The organism is Paenibacillus sp. NPDC058898, from assembly GCF_049316025.1.
Taxonomy (GTDB): domain Bacteria; phylum Bacillota; class Bacilli; order Paenibacillales; family Paenibacillaceae; genus Paenibacillus_AQ.
Map to the genome: position 1 here is coordinate 179,047 of NZ_JBMOSM010000001.1, position 20,668 is coordinate 199,714.

14 protein-coding genes are annotated in these 20,668 nt (G+C 50.7%); 10 read left to right on the top strand and 4 right to left on the bottom strand.

All coding sequences use genetic code 11. The features are described from left to right. The first annotated feature begins 87 nt into the window (after positions 1-87). Both ACOZB4_RS00715 and ACOZB4_RS00720 read left to right on the top strand, forming a co-directional pair. Positions 88-3,276: a bifunctional cytochrome P450/NADPH--P450 reductase gene (locus ACOZB4_RS00715; protein WP_379409054.1), complete on the top strand. Its 3,189-nt coding sequence runs from the start codon at positions 88-90 to the stop codon at positions 3,274-3,276. Between the two features lie 115 nt (positions 3,277-3,391). After that, positions 3,392-3,763: a winged helix-turn-helix transcriptional regulator gene (locus ACOZB4_RS00720; protein WP_379409050.1), complete on the top strand. Its 372-nt coding sequence runs from the start codon at positions 3,392-3,394 to the stop codon at positions 3,761-3,763. 77 nt (positions 3,764-3,840) lie between these two features. On the opposite strand, the gene ACOZB4_RS00725 is transcribed toward ACOZB4_RS00720, so the two are convergent. Next, positions 3,841-4,404 (bottom strand): NAD(P)H-dependent oxidoreductase, encoded by a 564-nt coding sequence (locus ACOZB4_RS00725; protein ID WP_379409046.1) that lies wholly within the window; start codon positions 4,402-4,404, stop codon positions 3,841-3,843. Between the two features lie 331 nt (positions 4,405-4,735). Between ACOZB4_RS00725 and ACOZB4_RS00730 the strand changes: the two genes are divergently transcribed. Continuing rightward, positions 4,736-5,551: a ZIP family metal transporter gene (locus ACOZB4_RS00730; RefSeq protein ID WP_339273047.1), complete on the top strand. Its 816-nt coding sequence runs from the start codon at positions 4,736-4,738 to the stop codon at positions 5,549-5,551. A 202-nt stretch (positions 5,552-5,753) separates the two neighbouring features. After that, positions 5,754-6,713 carry a DUF4097 family beta strand repeat-containing protein gene (locus tag ACOZB4_RS00735; RefSeq protein WP_379409038.1) on the top strand — a complete coding sequence of 320 codons (960 nt, stop codon included), beginning with the start codon at positions 5,754-5,756 and terminating at the stop codon, positions 6,711-6,713. 85 nt (positions 6,714-6,798) lie between these two features. On the opposite strand, the gene ACOZB4_RS00740 is transcribed toward ACOZB4_RS00735, so the two are convergent. Both ACOZB4_RS00740 and ACOZB4_RS00745 read right to left on the bottom strand, forming a co-directional pair. Beyond that, entirely contained in the window at positions 6,799-7,017 is a 219-nt protein-coding gene (locus ACOZB4_RS00740; protein ID WP_422759446.1) for a hypothetical protein, read from the bottom strand. A gap of 113 nt (positions 7,018-7,130) precedes the next feature. Next, positions 7,131-9,176 carry a serine hydrolase gene (locus ACOZB4_RS00745; protein ID WP_379409033.1) on the bottom strand — a complete coding sequence of 682 codons (2,046 nt, stop codon included), beginning with the start codon at positions 9,174-9,176 and terminating at the stop codon, positions 7,131-7,133. A gap of 328 nt (positions 9,177-9,504) precedes the next feature. Between ACOZB4_RS00745 and ACOZB4_RS00750 the strand changes: the two genes are divergently transcribed. The 4 genes from ACOZB4_RS00750 (at position 9,505) to ACOZB4_RS00765 (ending at position 14,742) form a co-directional block, all read left to right on the top strand. Next, entirely contained in the window at positions 9,505-10,239 is a 735-nt protein-coding gene (locus ACOZB4_RS00750) for an alpha/beta fold hydrolase (protein WP_379409031.1), read from the top strand. Between the two features lie 110 nt (positions 10,240-10,349). Continuing rightward, on the top strand, positions 10,350-11,174 hold the full coding sequence (locus ACOZB4_RS00755; RefSeq protein WP_379409027.1) for a MerR family transcriptional regulator: 825 nt from the start codon (positions 10,350-10,352) through the stop codon (positions 11,172-11,174). A gap of 52 nt (positions 11,175-11,226) precedes the next feature. Continuing rightward, on the top strand, positions 11,227-12,249 hold the full coding sequence (locus ACOZB4_RS00760; RefSeq protein WP_379409024.1) for a serine hydrolase domain-containing protein: 1,023 nt from the start codon (positions 11,227-11,229) through the stop codon (positions 12,247-12,249). Between the two features lie 288 nt (positions 12,250-12,537). Next, positions 12,538-14,742: a heavy metal translocating P-type ATPase gene (locus ACOZB4_RS00765; RefSeq protein WP_379409021.1), complete on the top strand. Its 2,205-nt coding sequence runs from the start codon at positions 12,538-12,540 to the stop codon at positions 14,740-14,742. A gap of 286 nt (positions 14,743-15,028) precedes the next feature. Here ACOZB4_RS00765 and ACOZB4_RS00770 read toward each other — a convergent pair whose 3' ends face one another. Then, positions 15,029-17,014, bottom strand: coding sequence for a beta-galactosidase trimerization domain-containing protein (locus tag ACOZB4_RS00770; protein WP_422759447.1), 1,986 nt, complete (start codon positions 17,012-17,014; stop codon positions 15,029-15,031). 134 nt (positions 17,015-17,148) lie between these two features. Between ACOZB4_RS00770 and ACOZB4_RS00775 the strand changes: the two genes are divergently transcribed. Continuing rightward, on the top strand, positions 17,149-18,093 hold the full coding sequence (locus ACOZB4_RS00775) for a helix-turn-helix transcriptional regulator (protein WP_379409015.1): 945 nt from the start codon (positions 17,149-17,151) through the stop codon (positions 18,091-18,093). Positions 18,094-18,126: 33 nt separating this feature from the next. Continuing rightward, positions 18,127-20,436, top strand: coding sequence for a helix-turn-helix transcriptional regulator (locus tag ACOZB4_RS00780; protein WP_379409010.1), 2,310 nt, complete (start codon positions 18,127-18,129; stop codon positions 20,434-20,436). The last annotated feature ends 232 nt before the right edge of the window (positions 20,437-20,668 follow it).

The following is a 20,668-nucleotide window of genomic DNA, read 5'->3' on the forward strand; positions in this document are numbered from 1 at the left end:
ATTGGTCATTGAGTACTGCATGGGGATTCACCCGTCCAACAAAGGGACGCATTCTAAAGAAAACAATGGATCATGGAGGGAGATCGAATGTCAGATACGAAGCAAGTACCTCAACCTAAAACTTACGGACCGCTGGGCAATCTGCCTCTGCTCGATTCCGCAGCTCCGGTCCAATCGCTTGTGAAGGTCGCCTCGGAACTCGGACCGATATTTCAATTTCAGTATCCGGGCGGACGCAGGGAGTTGTATGTCTCCGGCCATGAATATGTCAAGGACGCGTGTGACGAGAAGCGTTTTGACAAACGTATCTGGGCGCCGCTTCAGAATGTCCGTACTTTTGCAGGTGACGGATTGTTTACGAGCGCTACACATGAGCCCAACTGGAAAAAAGCACATAACATCCTGCTCTCCAGCTTTAGCCAGCGTGCGATGCAAGGCTACCATACGAAAATGGTCGATATCGCCATGCAGCTTATCCAGAAATGGGCTCGGCTCAACCCCGACGAAACCGTGGACGTTCCTGCCGACATGACGCGCCTGACGCTGGATACCATCGGCCTGTGCGGATTTAATTACCGGTTTAACAGCTTCTACCGGGAAGACAATCATCCGTTCATCGACAGCATGGTGCGGGCTCTCGATGAAGGCATGAACCAGCTGCACCGTCTGGGCATACAAGACATGTTTATGATTAAAAAGAAGCGGCAGTTTCAGGAAGATGTTCAGGACATGTTCTCGCTCGTTGATGAGCTTATTCAAGATCGCAAAAAGTATGGCGGGGAAGAAGGGGACTTGCTTGCGCATATGCTGGAAGGTGTTGATCCGGATACAGGCGAGCGCCTGGATTCGGAGAATATCCGATATCAGATGATTACGTTTCTTATCGCGGGGCATGAGACGACAAGCGGATTGCTATCCTTTGCCATTTATTTTTTGCTGAAAAATCCGGATACATTGCAAAAAGCGGTAAGCGAGGTAGACCGCGTTCTGAAAGATCCCGTGCCGACTTACAATCAAGTTCGGGAGCTCAAATACGTCCGCATGGTTCTCAGCGAGTCGCTGCGCTTATGGCCAACGGCACCTGCTTTTTCGTTATATGCCAAGGAAGATACGGAGATCGGAGGAACCTATCCGATCAAGAAGGGGGATAGCGTAACAGTCCTGATTCCGGGACTGCATCGAGACTCCCGCGTGTGGGGAGACGACGTGGAGACGTTCAGACCGGAGCGTTTCGAAGATCCCAGCAAGGTGCCGCATGACGCTTACAAACCGTTTGGCAACGGACAACGCGCATGTATCGGGCAGCAGTTTGCGCTGCAGGAGGCAACCTTGGTGCTTGGTTTGGTGCTCAAATATTTTAAATTGATCGAAAACCAGTCGTATGAGTTGAAGGTTAAGGAAACCCTAACTTTGAAGCCGGAAGGGTTTCATATTCAAGTTCGAAGCCGTCAAGAGGGGGCCGCACTCTTGGTTCCTGGAGCAGGTAAGGCGGTGTCACCCGAGTTGGAGAAGCGGGAATTCCCCAAGTCGCCAGATAAAACGGCGACCAATGCCCATCATACACCGCTGCTCGCTTTATACGGGTCTAACTTGGGCACGGCAGAGGGAATTGCCCGAGAGGTGGCGGATGCTGCGAAGCACCTAGGGTTCGACAGCCAGGTAGGTACGTTGGACGATTATGCCGGAAGGCTTCCGAAGGAAGGTGCCGTCATCATTGTAACCGCCTCGTACAACGGACAGCCGCCTTCCAATGCAAAAGCATTTACGGAATGGCTGGAGAATGCCGCTGAATCAGAAATCCAGGGTGTGCGATATGCCGTATTCGGCTGCGGGGATCACAACTGGGCAAGCACCTATCAGCGGATTCCTCGTTTGATAGACGAACAGCTTGCTGTCAAAGGGGCTCAGCGATTGCTCACGCGCGGCGAGAGTGATGCCAGCGGCGACTTTGAGCGCGAAGTCGATGAATGGACAGAACATTTATGGCCGGATCTGATGCAATCGCTAGGTCTACCTCTGATGTCCGTCAATGAGCTGAAGCGCAGTACCTTGTCTGTCCAGTTCGTGCAGGGAGCGGCCGCCGTGCCTCTGGCAGAAACCTACCAGGCTGTAACCGGGCGCGTTGCTCACACCCGCAATCTGCAGCATGCGGACAGCGGAAGGATCACGCAGCATATCGAAATCTCGCTGCCGGCCGGAACGGATTATCGTGAAGGAGATCATCTGGGAGTGCTTCCGGTCAATCCGAAGACGCTGGTTCAGCGAGTTCTCCGAAGATTCAAACTGGACGCGGGGGCACACCTTATCTTGTCTGCTGAAGGAAGAAGCGGTGCGCATTTGCCGACAGGCATTCCTGTCCGTCTGGACGACCTGCTGTCCCGCAGCGTGGAGCTGCAGGAGCCGGCCACAAGAGCGCAGATTCGGGAGATGGCCGCTAGTACGGTATGTCCGCCGCATGTGAAAGAGCTTCAAGAGCTGCTTTCGGAAGATACCTATCAGGCTGAAGTGCGGGCCAAACGGATCACCATGCTCGATCTGCTGGAGCGGTATGAAGCCTGCGAGCTGTCGTTTGAACGGTTTCTTGAGCTCTTGCCTCCATTGAAGCCGAGATATTATTCGATTTCCAGCTCTCCGAAGGTTAGCCGGAATACGGCAAGCATTACGGTCAGTGTCGTTCGGGGCAGTGCTTTGAGCGGCCAAGGGGAATACAGGGGCGTGGCTTCCAACTATCTGGAACAATTAGAGACGGGCTCGGAGGTTCTGATGTTCATTCGTTCTCCGGAGTCGGGCTTTGCGCTGCCGGAGGATCCGGCAACGCCAATCATCATGATCGGACCGGGCACGGGTGTGGCTCCGTTCAGGGGATTCATCCAGGCAAGACAAGCGCTTCGAGAGGCTGGGCAGAAGCTGGGTGCTGCGCATCTGTACTTCGGCTGTCGGAATCCGGAGCAAGACTATCTTTACCGCGAGGAGTTTGAGCAGGCAGAGAGAGAAGGTCTGGTCACCCTGCATACGGCTTTTTCGAGGGTAGACGGTGTGGAGAAATGCTATGTCCAGCATTTAATGACACAAGACGGAGCGTTCTTGCTGTCACTGCTAGAGGCAGGAGCGCAAATGTACATTTGCGGCGACGGCTCCCGGATGGCGCCGGAGGTGGAACAAACGCTGACCCGTTCCTATCAGGACCGACATGGCGTGAATGCAGAAGAAGCTGCCGCCTGGCTATCCGGGCTGGAAGCGTCGGGACAATACGTAAAAGACGTTTGGGCCGGATAATCACCATGACAGCGGGATTCGTCGTTCTATACATCTCCTTGCGATCCAGTACTGTTTTTATGTTAAGATGAACAGTACATGATAAATGGAACAGATTAGAAGGAGAGTGTGACTTATGCGCGAAACTGAAACCTGTGTTCCGACTGGCGTGAAACCCCAAGACACCGGCTTTGGTTATACGTTATCCTTGATCGGCGGTAAATATAAAATGATCATCTTGTATTGGCTGTCTGAAAATAAGGTTATGCGGCATAATGAGCTGAAGCGAAGCATTGGTTCCATATCCTTTAAGACGTTAAGCGTCATGTTAAAGGAGCTGGAGGCAGATGGGCTAATCGTTCGCACGGAATATCCCCAGGTCCCTCCCAAAGTCGAATACACCTTGTCGGAACGCGGAATCTCCCTCATTCCTGTGTTACATATGATGTGCGAGTGGGGAGAGCAAAACAGTCCGCCGGCGCTGGAAGCTGTGCAGCTGGAAGCGTGAGGCTTTGTTATATTCAAAGAAGTATTTCCTGAACAAGGAAATACTTCTTTTTTTAACGGCTTCATTTAGTTAACGCATCACAGGTTATCTATGAACTTTAAGTAATCCTGTGCACTTGTATCCAATGCGCCATAAGGAGGCGAAAGGTCCATGTCAGGCGCATTACCGCCAGGAGCAGCCTCTTGTCCGTAAAACGCAAAGAACGAACGATAATCTGCCTCGCAGTAGTGGAAGGTCGTTTCAAAAGGGGTTAATATCTGTGCAAGCGTGTAGCGATACCTTCCGTCTTCCCGATAATCTTCTTTTTTTATGCCAGCCGAAACCGCTAATCCAACTTTGCGCTTCTTTAACTTATCGCCTCCATTAGAACCGTAAGCCCACCCGTAAGCGAAAACCTCGTCAAGCCATTTTTTGAGGAGGGGCGGGCAATTAAACCAATAGATTGGAAATTGTAAAATAAGATTGCTATGCGATTCAATGAGCTGCTGTTCTTTTTGTACATCCATGTTTTCATCAGGGTAAACTTTATGCAATTCGTGAACCGTATACCGCTCCGGATATTTTTGGAGTTCTTCGACCCAGCGTTTATTTATGACCGAGGTTTCCAGACTTGGGTGTGTAACGATAACAAGAATTTTCAAAGATTTGTCCTCCTTAAGAGCATGATTTATGTTCTTGAGTATAGATTGATTACTGCGATGATGTAAGTATGCACTTTTAGTACAGGTACTTACCAAAAGGTGAGTGTTGCGGAGGAAATAGTAGATTGTAAATTGTAGAGTTGCAGAAAATAAATAACAACCATAATTGCACTTTATGATATATAATAATTTGCACTGACTGCATTAGAACGATCTCCCGCGGGTACATAAACTCTAGATCACTCTCTGGATAATCGCTAAATGTATGTAAGGTCTATATTAGGAGATATTATCTGTATCATATTATTTTCATAAAAGGAGTCCTTGTTTAATGGTAGATTTTTTTATGAATTTTAATCCCATTATCCAAGCATTACTAGCCACCTTGTTTACTTGGGGAATGACGGCGTTAGGGGCGGCTGTTGTTTTTTTTACAAAAACATTGAACCAGCGCCTGCTGGATAGTATGTTGGGTTTTGCTGGGGGTGTCATGATTGCGGCCAGTTACTGGTCCTTATTGGCTCCAGCCATCGAGATGTCAGAAGGCAATGCGATCGGGAACTGGTTTCCGGCTGCCTTCGGATTTTTATTAGGCGGAATCTTTATATGGGGAATCGATAAGGTATTACCCCATCTACATCCCAATTCTCCGATCGGAGGAGCGGAAGGATATAATCCAAAAGTCAGAAAACGGAGTACTCTACTGGTACTCGCCATTACCCTTCACAACATTCCGGAAGGGTTAGCGGTCGGGATCGCATTTGGCGCACTTGCTAATGGAGGGACTGAAGCATCACTGGTAGGCGCTCTGACGCTGGCTCTGGGAATCGGCATTCAAAACTTCCCGGAGGGCGTTGCAGTTTCCATGCCCCTACGAGGCGACGGAATGTCTCAGCGAAAGAGCTTTTTCTATGGACAGTTCTCGGGTATGGTGGAACCGGTTGCCGCGGTAATCGGCGCAGTAGCCGTCGCCTTTATAGAACCCATGCTGCCTTATGCATTGAGTTTTGCGGCCGGTGCTATGATTTTCGTTGTAGCCGAAGAGGTCATTCCAAGCTCGCAAGAAAAAGGTAACAAGGATTTAGCGTCTATGAGTTTAATGTTCGGTTTCGTATTGATGATGATTCTTGATGTGGCGTTGGGGTAGAGACGAGAACAGCCAGCCGGGTACGGATTGGCTGTTTTTGCGTTCCAATCCGCAGGTGAGCGATACTGGACTTAGGTCGAGGTTCCCATCTCATTCGCGGGACCAATCCTCAAGTCTCTAAATGGATGCTATACTGAATAAGACATCAGGATTCGGCGAAGAGAGAGACAAAAAGGGACGACGGAAGGAATGGGAACACATTATGCAAAAGAAAACAGGTATATTGATCGTAGTGGCCGGCGTACTGCTGTTGCTCTTTACGATGAACCCGATGAACATTTTTTCGGATGTTCAATTCGGATTTTCCTTTGACACCAAGAAAATTAATGAAGAGAAAATAGTGGCCGCTAATGATTTTCGGGATTTGACCCTACAGACTGGGAGCACTGACATTGAAGTCACTAAGGGAAATTCAGACGAGATTAAGGTTCGACTGAACGGAAAGGTAAGCTCGAAAAATGTAGACCAAGTGAAATTGAAGGTCGAGCCAAACGGCGATACGCTGGTGATCGGGGTCGATGTTCCTGACGGTATTCAGTTTGGCATACGTATACTGGATATCGATTTATCGGTGGAGCTTCCGGAAAAGCAATGGGCAACTGCAAACATTGAAAGTGGAAGCGGCAATCTCGAGATCGGTAGTATGCATGGAGATGAGGTCACGATCAAGGCAAGCAGCGGAAATGTTAATGTTCAGGATGTGAAGGCAGGCTCGCTGACGGTGCATACGAGCAGCGGTAATCTCAAGGCTAAAGAGATTGAAGCCGAGTCGTTAGCGTTAGAGTCAGGATCTGGCAATATATCGGCGGAACGCTATCATGCCACAACGCTGAATTTCAAAAATGGAAGCGGCTATGTTGAACTGAAGGACGGGGAGTCGGCTGTCCAAGGAAAGGCGGGCTCTGGAAACATACGCCTGGAGTCGGAGCGGTTAATCTATGATACCGACCTGCAAGCTGGAAGCGGGAACGTGACCATCGATCTGGTTCAAGAACCTTCCTCTCTGGAAGTTGATTATCAAGGAAAGTACGGTAATGGGAACATACAGTGGGACGGAATACGATATGAGGTAAAAGACGAAGGCAGGCTGAAGGGAACGTTTGGCAGCGGCGACGCAGTGCTGAAGGTTCGCACAGGCTCTGGAAACTTCAAGCTGGAATAAATCAGATCACAATAGATTTAATGAAATGACGAGAAGGGGCCGTCCCAAAAGATCTTAGATCTTGCGGGAGGCCCCCTTCTTGCTGTTAGAAGACGGTCCATGTACGAATCGTTCCTCCCGTCGCTGTTGTCCCCGCATTTCTTGGAATGGTTCTGGGCAAGAAACCGTTCTTTGGTAAATCATGTTCATGTGGATTGCCGGGAGACAACGTCCGGATTTCCGCACCATCAATCGCTTTCGTTCCGAGGGTATGAAAGACGTACTGGAGAAAAAGAAAGCGGCCAATGGTCAATACAGAAGCCATAGCGGTGTGGGAATAACATCCTGAGCACCGCCATGGCTTTATTTGACACATTTTTGTTTATGAGAGCTGTACGTCAAGCAACTAAATCTACTTTTGGGACGGCTCCTTCTTCATTAAAAACCAAAAGCTTGTTGAATCAGCCTCGCATAGATGGCGGCAGCTTCCTTGCGCAGAAGTTTGTCGGACGGCCGGTAATCCGCGGCCCCGTTTGCGTCTTTTGTCACCTCGGGTCCATGCATCCCGGATCCGACCATGAACTGTACGGCTTCATCTGCCCAGGCAGCCGGTTTTGAGCTGAGTTTAGCTGGAACCGCCTTGGCGCCAAGCGCGTTGTGTGCCACACGCCATATTATAGCAGCAGCCTCTTGGCGCGTGATTGGCTGATCGGGTTCAAAGTTCTGGGTCGGCGTGCCGGTGACGCCCCCCATGTCCGCGACATTCTGCACATAACCAGCGAGTGGGTGCCCTTGCATATCCTTAAATGAATTCGTGCCTTCGCTAGGCTTCATCCCGGCCAGTCGGCTGATCGCGCTGACAAACTCTGCCCGCGTGATCGGTTCATTCGGTCGGAAGCTGGATTGCTCATTCTCGTCAAAAGCCTTGAGGGACTGAACAAAGTAGATATCCTTGGCATAAGGACTCCCTTCCGGGACGTCGTTGTAAGCAGCAGGCTCCTCGAGCTTCTCGGACATACTGTCTATCGCCGTGTAATACATATACGCCACATTGCCGTTATCATCTTCCTTGAAGGCGGCCGGCGTACCGTTCTCATCCACGAAACGCAGCGGACCCACCGGCGTGAGTTTATGTTCGCCCAATGCATCCAAGACCAATAACTCACCTTGGCCAGCCTTCACCTGTGTGGCGATAATCGGTGTTCTTAAGCTCCTGAATATGCCCTCGAATTTCTTGAGCTGCTCCTGATTGAGCAGGAAGTCATTCTCCTGAACCTGTTTCTTCGGATAAAAATGATCCATGAATGCGGTGAAAAATTCGGCTCGGATCGATGTGCTCGCGTCACTGTTAACAACAATCATGGCTCCGACATTCTGGTCGGGAAGGAGCCAAAGCCAGGAATGATAGCCATCCAAATCGCCACCTTTGCCAATCAGGGTTTGGCCGTTGTGGCTGCTGTGCATAAACGACTCGAAACCGTATGACATCAACGGAAGGCCGGCTGCATCATAATGCGTCTGATGCATCAAGCGCATCGTTTCTTCCTTCAGGATGCGGGAAGATCCAAACTGGCCTTTGTTTAGGTGGGCGGTAATGAAATTGGCCATATCGGTACCGCTGGCAAACATGCCGCCTTCCGGCGCGATAGTAGGTATGTTCGGATATGGTTTATACGGATGACGTTCGGCATTGTAGCCTGTGGCAAGGTTCGCGATGATTTCATCATCCATCCGAAATGCAGCGTGTTCCATTTTTAGCGGGGTGAAAATATGCTTTTTTACATAATCCTCAAACGGTTCCCCTGATACCCGCTCGATAATGTAGCCCTGCATGGAGGAGGCCAGATTATCATACCGGTAAACCTCCCCGGGCGTGCGAACCACAGCTGGCGCATTGAACCGGATAAAGTCGGCGAGCGGAACCTCGCCCTTCTGAACGATATGCGGCGGAACCGAGGAGCTGTCCGTATAGTCAAAGCCTGTCGTATGGGTCAATAAATGCTCAACGGTGACAGGCTTCCCGGTGTTGTTGGTGATTTTAACATCTGGCATATAATCGGTTATGTCTTGCTTCAGGTCGATTTTTCCCTCCTCTACCAGTTGCATGATCGCCGTCGCGGTTATCGATTTGGATATCGAGGCCATGCGGAACAAGGTTCGATCAGGATCAATCTTTTTCTTGGATTCAAGGTCGGCATAGCCGTAGCCCGTATTCAGCAGCACCTTGCCGTCTTTTACAATCACAACAAGCGCACCAGCCAGCATGTCCGAAACATGAGGCTTGGCAAAATAGGCATCGGTGAACGCCTTGACTTCTTTGGAGCTCAGTATCGGTGTTCCCGCATGCTGTGTTGCGATTGTACCTGAGGCGGTTTTTGCCGTATCGGCAAAGATATCGGCAGGGAAAGCCAGCAGGCTAGCGGACAGCACGGAGGCTGTTAGTACACGAATGGTTCTAGATTTGCTTTGTTTATTTGGCTTCATGGGTTCCTCTCCTTGTCAATCATATTACATTTCCACTTAATGGTAGTCGATGGAGGTAGAAGGAAGAACGGTCCGCAGAATGAGTTTCAGCTGGCTCTTTGGAAGGAGCCTGGCCTCGACTTTGGTCTAGGGAGATTGAATATCTGAGAAGAAATCACATTATCTTATACTTTAGATTAAATTAAAGTATAATTATTGTAATTATATCAGACATAAATCTATCATTATATATACTTCTTATTTCATAATGGTATAAACATATATGTGACAGGGGATGAGGAGACTGAATCTATACATCAAGGAGAGCGGAAACAAAAAGGCAGCAAGAATGATCGTTTTTTTGCATGGCGGAGGTGTGAGCGGCTGGATGTGGAACAAGCAGCTTACCTATTTTGAAGACAGCTTCTGCCTGATTCCTGACTTGCCTGGACATGGGCGCAGCCCCGGCAATTCGCCTTTTTCCATAAGCCGCACCGCGGAGCATCTTAACGAGGTCATTTCGACTAAGGCTGACGGACGGGAGGTTGTTGTTTTCGGATTTTCACTAGGGGCGCAAATTCTCGTGGAGATGATATGTCAACGACCGAGCCTTATTGATTACGCAATCGTAAACAGCGCATTGCTGAGGCCGATGCCGGCAGCGCTTAAGCTGATTGAACCTTCTGTTCGATTAAGCTTCCCGTTAACAAGATACAGATGGTTTTCCAGATGGCAGGCAAGCGTGCTGTACGTGAATGAGGTTGATTTTGAACAGTATTACACGGAAACTCTATGTATGAAGCGGGAGATGCTGGTTTCGGTGCTGAAGGAGAATATGTCCTATTCCATCTCTCCAAGGATTCAAGAATCAACAACGAAGCTATTGGTTACGGTTGGGGAGAAGGAGAGAGGCAGTGTTAAGAAATCGGCTGAGGATCTCGTGCAGATGAGCGAAAGCGCTGACGGGATTATCTTTCTCGGAGTTGGGCATGGCATACCGCTTGCCGATCCGGCGCTGTTTAATCGGGTAGTGGAACATTGGCTTAACACCGGTACAATTCCGGAAGGTACTCCTCATTTATAGTGGGACTGGCAGACCCAACCCCTCCTCATAATTTGCTGTAGACTTTGCCCTTAGGGCAAGGTATATAGTGATCTTGAACCAAGATCCGAAACCAGAAAAGAGGTGCACCTTTGCTGTCGATCGGAGAATTCTCCAAAATATGCGAAGTATCTACAAAGACGCTTCGATATTACGATGAAATCGGGTTAATTCATCCGGATCAGATCAATCTGGAAAACGGTTATCGCTATTATTCCATCAGTCAATTAAAGACAATGCTCTATATCAACCGTTTGAAGTCCTATCATTTTTCGCTTGAAGAAATCAAAGAGATTCTAGAAGGTGAAGCGGATCAATCCGAAGAGAAGCTTCGCCTAGCCCTTAATCGCAAACGTCGGGAAATTCATGAGAAGTTAAACGCATATGAATATACCCTAAAGCAAATGAACCAGGATATCTTGAATCTGGAGCAGGGTATACACCTGATGTCATACCTGGATGATATTGAAGTACAGCTTGTTGAAACGGGGTCTATGAATATACTTTACATGCGTCAGATGATGAGCAGTGATGACTATGCTGTAGGATACGGCAGGTATTACAGCAGGTTATATGAAAAGATTGCTAGGGAGAAACTCACCTTGGTTGGAACGCCCATGACGATATATCACAGCCCGGAATTTAATCCTGCAGGCAATGACACAGAGTTTGCTCTCCCGATCAAGGAGGCTGTAAAGGGAACGAGAGATTTGTGCGGGGGCCTTTGTGCGAGATCTGTTTTAAAGGGGGCTTATTCTAATTTGACATCGGTATATGCCAAGCTGAGAGAATGGGTAGAGAATGAAGGATATGCATTGACTCAATCACCCTATGAAGTCTATGTAACCGACCCGTATCAGGCCTTGACTGCCGAGGAAATGGTTACCGAGGTGTATTTTCCCGTGGCGAAGAAATAAGGATGTACGTATACCATACGGCTTGAATAACGAATTCTGCGAGGTATTTATAATGAAAAGAAACTACTGGCCGACAACAGCGTGGCATACCCTAGCCCCGGCGACCATGGGAATGGACGCTGACAAGCTATCTGGGCTGGATTCATTGATCAAAACCGAATATCCCGAAATGAATGGTATTGTCATGGTTAGAAATGGAGCTATCGTGTATGAAAAATATGATCATGGATATGGTCCGGAGGATAGGCACCACGTTGCATCGGTTACGAAAAGTATCATTTCCGCACTTATAGGCATTGCTATAGATGCAGGTTATATTCAACATGTAGATCAGAAGGTGCTGGATTTTTTTCCTGAATATGAACAAGAGACTGCCCATCGACTAAAACAAGAAATTACGATACGCCATCTTCTCACGATGACCGCTCCTTATCCATTTGAGGACTGGCACGAACCCTTGGACAAACTGTGCATGCAATCAGATTGGGTACATTATACGCTGGATATGCTGGGCATCGGTGGAAGCCTGGGAGCATTTAAGTATTCTACTGCAGGGGTGCATCTCCTTTCAGCGATCATAACTCGGAGCACGGGAACAAGCGCCCGCGCGTTTGCTAACGAACACTTGTTTAAACCAATCGGCATGAACGAAATTCCAGATTATGACATGAGCTCATTCGGATTTGATGATTTATTCGGAAAAGACGTCAGGGGATGGGTCAAAGACCCGGCCGGTAACTCTACTGGAGGGTGGGGGCTTACGTTAAGTCCTCGAGATATGGCTCGTTTTGGCTTTCTTTATCTGAACTGCGGCACATGGGACAATCAACCGATTATATCGGGGGCATGGATTGACCAATCAACGGCAATGAATTCTAACCATTATGGATATCTGTGGTGGCTGCGGGACGAGGATGGGGTATCTGCATTCTCGGCAGTAGGCGATGGCGGCAATATCATTTGCTGCATTCCCCAAAAAGACTTGGTTGTCGCCATTGCATCGGCATTTACCGTCAATCCTCAGGATCGATGGACTCTAATTAAAGAACACATCATCCCGGCGATCTTCGACTAAATATAATCAAGAATATCTACGCGTATGAAGGGGCTGTTCTAAAAGATCTTAGATCTTACGGAAGGCCCCCTTCTTGCTGTTAGAAGACGCTCCATGTACGAATCGTTCCTCCCATCGCTGTCGCTTGTCCGGAATCGATTCGTCCTCTCCGCTACGGAGCTTTTATGATTACTGAAGGCAAAAACCGCGATAGATGGCTCTTCTTAACCATTCTGATGTTACGTGTATTTTCATACAATGTATGGACAAGCGAAAGCAGAAATAAGCAGAGAGTGGGGAGGAACCGTTGTGAAGCTGCATCAAATCCATGTGACGGGCATGACTTGCACAGCTTGTGCAGCCCGGATCGAAAAAGTTCTTCGGAAAGTGGAAGGCGTTCAATCTGCCCGTGTCAGCCTCGCCTTGTCTCAAGCCACGATTCATTATGAACCGGCGCAGATTGGATTAGACACGATCTTGGAGAAAATCGAAAAGCTTGGCTATGGAGCGATCGACAGGCTGTCGCATCCGCAGGCAGGGATCGAGGCGGAGACGGGGGCTTATCGCATTCGGTTCATCATCGCCGCTGGTTTATCAGTCCCACTCCTATGGGCGATGATGGCCCATGTTGCCGATTGGTCTGCACAATGGACGCCGGATTTGCTGATGGAGCCTGTATTTCAATGGGTGCTCGCTACGTTGCTTCAGTTTGGCGTCGGATTTCCTTTCTATTACGGAGCTTACCAGGCTATGATCCATCGTACAGCAAACATGGATACCCTTGTTGCGTTAAGCACTTCGGTGGCTTATTTCTACAGCCACTATGTCATGTTTGAATCCAGGCACAGTCTAGCGCATCCAACGCTTTATTTTGATACGATTGCGATGGTGATGACAGCGGTACTCCTGGGCAAGTGGCTTGAGACCATGGCCAAGGGTAGAGCGTTGAAACAACTTAGTGCATTATATGAGCTTCAGGTTAAACGGGTTCGAGTCGTCCGCAGTCATGGGGAAGAATGGATTTCTGCGGATCAAGTGCAGATCGGGGACCGGATCCGAGTGAACCATGGAGAATGGATTTCCATTGACGGCTTTGTTCAGTCGGGATCGGCGGATGCCGATGAATCTATGCTGACAGGTGAAAGCACAGCGGTGGCCAAAGGCATGAGGGATCGAGTTTACGCCGGAACGCGTTGTCTGGTCGGACGTTTGGACATCGTGGTTGATAAGAATCATGGAGAAACCCGTCTATCTCAAATGATTGGGCTTATCGAGTCTGCACAACAGGGGAAACCGGCCATTCAGTTAGCCGTTGACCGTATAGCGGGGATATTTGTTCCAGTGATGATCGGTTGTGCTGCACTTACTTATGCGGGATGGTTCTGGTTTTCCCAGGCTCCCGAGGCATCCGAAACGGCGATGCGCCACGCGCTGTCTGTTTTACTGATCGCCTGTCCCTGTGCGCTTGGTTTGGCTACGCCGGTATCCATCCTGATCGCAACCGGATCGTCTGCCCAAAGAGGCGTTCTATTCAAAGACGGCCGGTCTCTAGAGGGGTTGCGTAGAACCGATGTTGTATTGTTGGATAAGACAGGCACGTTGACGGAAGGAAGACCTCAACTCGAAGCGATTCACACTGCGAACGGCAGCAACGCTGCCTACGCGCTATCCATGTCGGCAGCGCTGGCTTCTCGGTCCACTCACCCGTTAGCACAAGCCATCGTACGAGCCGCCCAAGACAAACATTCCCCACTTTTGGAAGCACAAAAATTCCAAGAGCGGGTTGGGAAAGGGATGGAAGGCTATGTCAAAGGAGAGCACATATGCGTGGGAAATCGGAAATGGCTGCTTGAGCAGGGCATACAACTGGAAATTCCACCAGATCAACCTGGCTTTACAAGGCTTTATGTCGCCGTGAACGGGAAGTGCATCGGATCGCTTGTATTGATTGACAAGCTAAGAAAAGATGCCCGGAAGATTGTACAGGAGTTAAAGCGCAGAGCCGATGTGTGGATGGTAACCGGAGATGAGGAACAGGCCGCTGTGGCGGTGGCGGCCGCGGCAGGGATCGATCAGATGCGTGCAGGCATGCTTCCTGAAGACAAGCTGGCGTTCATTCGCGAGCTTCAACATCAAGGACGTTCCGTTGCCATGATTGGCGATGGCATAAACGATGCAGCTGCGCTGGCTGTGGCAGATGTCGGCATGGCGATGGGCGGGGGAGCGGATGCGGCTAAACAGGCCGGCGACATCGTGCTGATCGGAAACAAGCTTTTCAACATAATCGATGCGTATACATGGAGCCGCCAAACGATGCGGAATGTTCATCAGAATTTGCTATTTGCTCTACTGTATAACGCCATTACCGTGCCATTGGCTGCATGTGGTTATTTGGATCCACGCATCGCTTGCATCGGCATGGCGGCAAGCTCCGTGCTTGTTGTTGCGAATGCGCTTAGATTGCAGCTTAAGGTGCAGAGATTAGATAAGAACCGCATAACCGTGAATGGTTGAATGAATAAACCGTGACGCTATGGTCACATTCACGAGGATGAATTGTATTATTTCGATCCATGTAAAAGCAGAAGGAATGATATCGATCAACAAAGTCGCGTAATCGCGGCTTTTTTTCTTTTAACTTCATAAGCCAATTCAATAGGTTTATCCAGAATCGTAAAAAAAGAGCACATGCGAACCGAGCTCTAAATGATAAAATATGAAAATGCCGCAGTCCAAGGAATGCGGCTATTTCTCAATGCAGAGTTAGTTTGCCATCGCTCCGATGTAGCAAGCAGAATATCTACGCCAACTCCAGCACAACCATCTGGTGATTATCCAAATAAGGAACCGTATAGCTGATTTCGCCTTGGTTACGAATCTGATATGGAAGATCCTCCATCGAGGGGGCCAGGTAGACCCGCTTGATCGAAGCGGCAGATGGGAGACGCAAGCTGGCGGATATATTCTGCAGCGGAACGATGTCCTCGATGACCTCCACGCGGCCCTTCATTACGGGGGAAGCATACAGGAGATGATGAATATAGCGATTTTCCACAGTCTGATACTGCAGCGTCGCTATGCCCCGTGCAGGCAAATCGCAGTGCAGAGTAGGCTGCGGCAGGAGCCGGTCAATCGCGTGCAATACCATCTCTTTCAGAATGAGATGGCCGTTGTCCGCATAGTCGCCGAACACATTCCAAGCGATGTAGATACCGTTTGTGCTTTCAATCATGCCCGGGCCGTCGTCTTCTCCAGCGCTTGGCGTGTGCTGATGCGAGCAGAACGTGAATACGTCCCGGTTGAAATACGGATTTTCCCGACTGCCAAGCGCCTGGCCGCCATTCAATTCAACCTGCTGTCCCTCGCCGTACATGACAAACGAAGCGGGCAGAAGGGAGCCTGGAGTAAAGTTCGGACGGAAATATGATGGGTGGTAAGGGCTGGCGCCTTTCCAGTTCAGTCCAAGATCGAGCGCAAACACGTTGCCGGCTGGATCCAAACCCGAGCGGCCCGTGGCCAGAACCTTGCCGCCGCTTGCGGTAAATGCGCGGATGGCTTCTCCCAATGCCGGCCATACCGGCACCTCGTCCGGCAATATCAGCACCTTGTAACGACCGAAATCCGCATCGGCATCCACGATGTCGTACAAGTAATGCCCTTCGGTCAGGATGCGCACCGCTCCGGCATCCGCCAGATTGTTCCGGTCTTCTGATTTCCGCGCTTCCGGACAAGCCTCCCAAGCAGCCTCCAGCGACAAGACGGCAATGTCCGCCACGGATGTCGTCTCGCTGCACCATGGCTCCTTTGCTTCCACCTCCGCGTAGGCGGTGCCGATCAAGGCGTAGGTCGCTTCATCCATCAGACCTGATGGGTGAAGCTGGTCGCCGATCGAGCACTTGGCGCCGTGCGCGAGGCTGAGCGCCGTTTCGAATCGCAGCGCGTTCGGATGCTTATACCCGCCGAATTCACCCCAAGAGGTGTGGAATTTGCCCGTCATGCCGAGAAAATCCATGCCCAGCGTCTGCGCGTAGCGCGCTGAGAGCGGAAAATGATCGTAGCCCCAGCCCCCGGTTGGCAGGGATTCCAGCTCCAAATGGCTGTTGACATGGGCGAGGTCGCGGCGGCCGCGACGTTGATGCCCGCTGTTATGAAAGACCGGCAGACCGGGCTTGATCTCGTCCACCGTTTCCCGTACGCGGCGGGCATAGTTCAGGTAGGTCGCCTCGCCCAAGGCGGCAATGGCCGCTGCATCCCGAGGATCTTGGCCGGCTGATCGCAGCGCTGCCACGCAATGCTGGCAATGACATTTTCGGATTCCGACGATATCAAGGAAAATGCCGTCCGCATCATAGCGGGAAACAACCTCGCGGATTTGAGCCAGCAAGAGGTCCAGGTAAGGCGTGTTGAAGCAAAACTCATGGTACCCGGGCGTCATGAAATCTTTGGCCCATCGCGTACGATCTTCCGCATCTCGGATCAGCCATTCGGGATGGCGACGCGCCAGCTTTTCGTCAAGGCCGGCGGACAGGTACACAGGCGTTTTGACGCCGATTTCGTGGGCGGCTGCAATCATTTCACCTAGCAGATCGAACGAAAGATGCGGGTGCGTTTCATTGGCTTTGCTCGGGTGGTAAGCCCAGCCGTGATGACATTTAGAAAAAACGGTAATGGAATCGACATGCCCGGCTCGCAGCATGTTCTGAAACTGGTTTTTTGAAAACTGGCTTCCGATGCCCGGGATGGCCTCGGATGTATGAAAGTCGAGATGAACCTGACGAAATCGCATGTGTGAACAGCCTCCTTTGCCGCCTGATGAGAACGGTTTCTTTTGTTGAATGTACCTCTTTTATACGCGGGTAACCAGTGATATTATAGACTTTGATTAGCACAAAATGGACTTGCGAAAAGGAGAGAACCGCCGTGCTGTGCTTAGAATTCGCCATTCCGCCGCTGCCGCAATTCGTAACGGCCGGACATGCCGTCTGGAAGCCGGGAGACCGGCATTTCGCCCGCACCTTCGGCGTCTACGACCTGCTGCTGGTAACTAGGGGAACGCTTTATATGACGGAAGAACAGACCGAATATGAAGTCTGTGCCGGAAAGCTGCTCGTGCTGGAAGCGGGACTCCGGCATTTCGGGCATCGTGCATGCTTGGAGCATACGGAGATTTATTGGGTGCATTTCGTCCATGGGCATCCTGCAGTGCACATTCGGCGGGAGGATATTCCCTGGTCGAACCTGCTGTCCAAGGGCACGGTCGAAGACGTTGAGCCATCCTCGCAGCAGCGCATGTACTTGCCGAAGTTCGCATCCGTCGAGGTGCAAACCGTGGAGCCGATGCTGCGCGGATTGAACGATACCCACAACATACTGAACGGGGAGAATGCGCTCCAGCTTCATCTTTTGCTGACCGAGCTGTTTGCCGCGCTGCAGGCAGACTGCGCACGGATGATCGAACCGGAGCCTTCCATCCGACTGGCACAAGCCGCCGCTGCTTTTTTAAACGAACACTGGAGGGAGCCGTTTGAACGGGCGTCATTGGAGGAGAAGCTGCATTTCCAGGCGAGTTATATCGCGAGATGCATGAAGAAGCATATCGGCAAAACGCCGCTACAGTACGTACTTCATCTGCGCCTGGAGGAAGCAAAAAAACTCCTCGGCGGCACGGTGCTTGGCATTTCCGAGATCGCTGAAAGGGTGGGAATCCGCGATTCGAACTACATGACACGCTTGTTTACCGCCAAGCTTGGCATGACGCCCGGCGCGTATCGGCAGATGCTGCGGCAGATGAAGGAAGAAGCGGGGGAAGGGACGGTTATTTTTTCGAAAATGCCGATTGACAACGAAAAACCCGCAGGATTATAGTAAAGCCACCTAACTTTGCAGGAGAGTGGTCCCATGAAGTTGCTGCAAACCCTCCGCTCTCGCAAATATTTGCAGCGGATTATCCTGAGCTTTATGCTCGTCGTCGCCATGCTCGCCATCGCCTCCCTCTTCCTGAACGCCGCTGCCCGTGATAAAGTCCTGAGCCTCCAACACGAAGCCGATCGCAAGCTGCTCACCCAAATCAACTACAATATCGAGAACATGAACGGGATCGTGAAGGATTTGGCGGTGTCGTTGTACAATGACGAAGAGCTGATCGCGCTGAAGTCCGGGGCGGATTATAAGCAGAGCATTCTGAAAATCGAACGTTTGAACCGGACGGTAGCCGCTTCGCCGTACTTGCACGCCGCCGTTTTTTACAACGGCAAGCAGAACCGTTTTTTCTCGTCGCTGAGCCATGATATGGACACGCGCGCCCTGTACGGTGCGCTTGAAGATTATATGGCTTCCCGAGCCGATCTGCCGAAGCTGCAGCTCATTCCGCTCGATCTTGACGGGGAGAATGAGGGCATCGACGTATTCGCTTTTTTCATTTATGACGGGCCGACCCTCGGTTCCGTTAACCGGAACGCCCTCATTTTGACAGTGAAGCCAGGCTGGATGCTCGACAATGTGAAAGCGCTTAATCGAGTGGCCGAACGGGAAAACGACGTCCTGTTCGTCACCGACGGCGATGGACAGGTGCTAATGGCAGGCGAGCGCAAGCTGCCGCCCGGGCTTGACATCAAGAAGGATTTACTGGGACGAATGGGCTCGACGGACAATGCACCGGACTCTTTCATCCATAAACAAGGAGAGAAGGATTATAAGGTAACCTATTTGAACAAAGGCTTGAACAACTGGCAGATCATCAGCCTGCAGGATTACGATGACGTGCTGGGCAGCGTACGCCAGATGAGATGGACCGAAATGGCCGTGACGCTGTCCGTTGCCCTGCTGGCCTTGCTCTTGTCCGTATTAATCTCGCTGAGGCTGTATAAACCGGTAGGCCGTCTGCTTATGCTGGTTCCCCATGACGGGCGCGGTGATAGCAGGGCAAAAGATGAGTTGTCCCTCATCGCGGAGAATGTGACGGAGATGATAGGCAAACTCAAAGGCTTGGAGCAGGAACGGGCGACGCAATGGAATATCGCCAAGGTTTATCATTTGCGGAGCCTGATTAGCCTCAGCGATAGTATGGACGAAGATGCATTTCTACGGATTAAGGAGCAGTATGCGATTGATATAACGCATCCATCGCCGCTCCGGCTTGCGGTTGTACAGCTTGACGATCTGCAGAGCCTTCTCCTGCAGCCGGATTCCCAGACGGAGGCCCTGTATTACTTTGCTATCGCGAACATCGGCCAAGAGCTGCTGCAACGTGGCGGTTCGTGCGAAGCCGCGGACATGAAGAGCGGCCATCTTGTCTTTATCGCCAGCGGCAATCCCAGTTACCTCGAGATGCTGGATGAACGGTTCCGGGAGCTTCAGGAGACCATACTCCGCTTTTATCGAGTTACGTTCACCATAACGCTTAGCGATGCGTTCGAAGATTACCGCAGGCTAACGAAACATTACAATCTGGCGATGCGTCATTCCAACTATCGCATGATTTTCGGCAAGGGGGCCGTGATCCAGCCTGACATGATCCGCCGTAACGAGGGGAACGAGTCGCTTACCATTCCGAAAGAGCTGGAGCGCCGGCTGACGGAGGGGTTGAAAAGCGGAGACTCGGAGGAGACAGAGCAAGCGATTCGAAGCTGGAGAGGACTCCTGGGCGAGTTCAGCTTCGATAACATGTTCTCGGCGCTGCTGCATTTGACCATGACACTGAGCCATACGCTGGGCGAGATGAATAACAATAATCTGAATCCGGTATCGGTTAATCTGCAGGCTATCAATCGGCGCATTCTCGAAAAAGAGACGCTGGATGAGATCGAGGGCGTGCTCCTGGACGTCGTGCGCGATGTATTCCAGCAGCGCAGGAGCGGAAGGGAGGACAAAAACCGGCTGCTTGTGGACACGGTCAAAGAAATGATCGAGAAGCATTACGCCGACCCGGACCTGAACGTCCAGAAGATCGCCGAAATGCTGAAGAGGAGCGCCGTCTATTTGGGCCAAGTGTTCAAAGCACAGGAAGGGACAACGGTGGTCGACCAGATCAATGCGACTCGACTTGCCCGAGCCCAGCAGTATCTGGAGCAGCAGCATTTGACCGTGGCCGAAATCATGGAGAAGGTGGGCTTCGGCAATGAAAGCTATTTCTATCGGCTGTTCAAGCGCCGCTACGGAGCGACACCGAAAGAGTACCGTCTGAAATCAGCCATCGACCGCAGTACCTAAAATTAGAAATGTTTCATAAGACCCGCAGATGAAATTTACCGTTTGCGGGTCTTTGGCATGCCGTGGTTATGAAGTGGTGATTCGGTGGCTTTTTTGAGTTGCGCTGGTTCCGATTGACCCAGGTACAGTAATCCTGCTTCTATACAGCCGGCTGTACAGCATTCCGAAATCCTTACAGCCTGCCCGTACAGCAATCCTGAAATTGTACAGTAACGCAGAGCCCCGAGTTTGA

What these genes read in the sequence shown, in the direction of transcription:
- ACOZB4_RS00715 (WP_379409054.1), top strand. Translation starts at nt 88, where the DNA reads ATGTCAGATACGAAGCAAGTACCTCAACCTAAAACTTACGGACCGCTG.
- ACOZB4_RS00720 (WP_379409050.1), top strand. Translation starts at nt 3,392, where the DNA reads ATGCGCGAAACTGAAACCTGTGTTCCGACTGGCGTGAAACCCCAAGAC.
- ACOZB4_RS00730 (WP_339273047.1), top strand. Translation starts at nt 4,736, where the DNA reads ATGGTAGATTTTTTTATGAATTTTAATCCCATTATCCAAGCATTACTA.
- ACOZB4_RS00735 (WP_379409038.1), top strand. Translation starts at nt 5,754, where the DNA reads ATGCAAAAGAAAACAGGTATATTGATCGTAGTGGCCGGCGTACTGCTG.
- ACOZB4_RS00740 (WP_422759446.1), bottom strand. Translation starts at nt 7,017, where the DNA reads ATGGCTTCTGTATTGACCATTGGCCGCTTTCTTTTTCTCCAGTACGTC.
- ACOZB4_RS00745 (WP_379409033.1), bottom strand. Translation starts at nt 9,176, where the DNA reads ATGAAGCCAAATAAACAAAGCAAATCTAGAACCATTCGTGTACTAACA.
- ACOZB4_RS00750 (WP_379409031.1), top strand. Translation starts at nt 9,505, where the DNA reads ATGATCGTTTTTTTGCATGGCGGAGGTGTGAGCGGCTGGATGTGGAAC.
- ACOZB4_RS00760 (WP_379409024.1), top strand. Translation starts at nt 11,227, where the DNA reads ATGAAAAGAAACTACTGGCCGACAACAGCGTGGCATACCCTAGCCCCG.
- ACOZB4_RS00770 (WP_422759447.1), bottom strand. Translation starts at nt 17,014, where the DNA reads ATGCGATTTCGTCAGGTTCATCTCGACTTTCATACATCCGAGGCCATC.
- ACOZB4_RS00780 (WP_379409010.1), top strand. Translation starts at nt 18,127, where the DNA reads ATGAAGTTGCTGCAAACCCTCCGCTCTCGCAAATATTTGCAGCGGATT.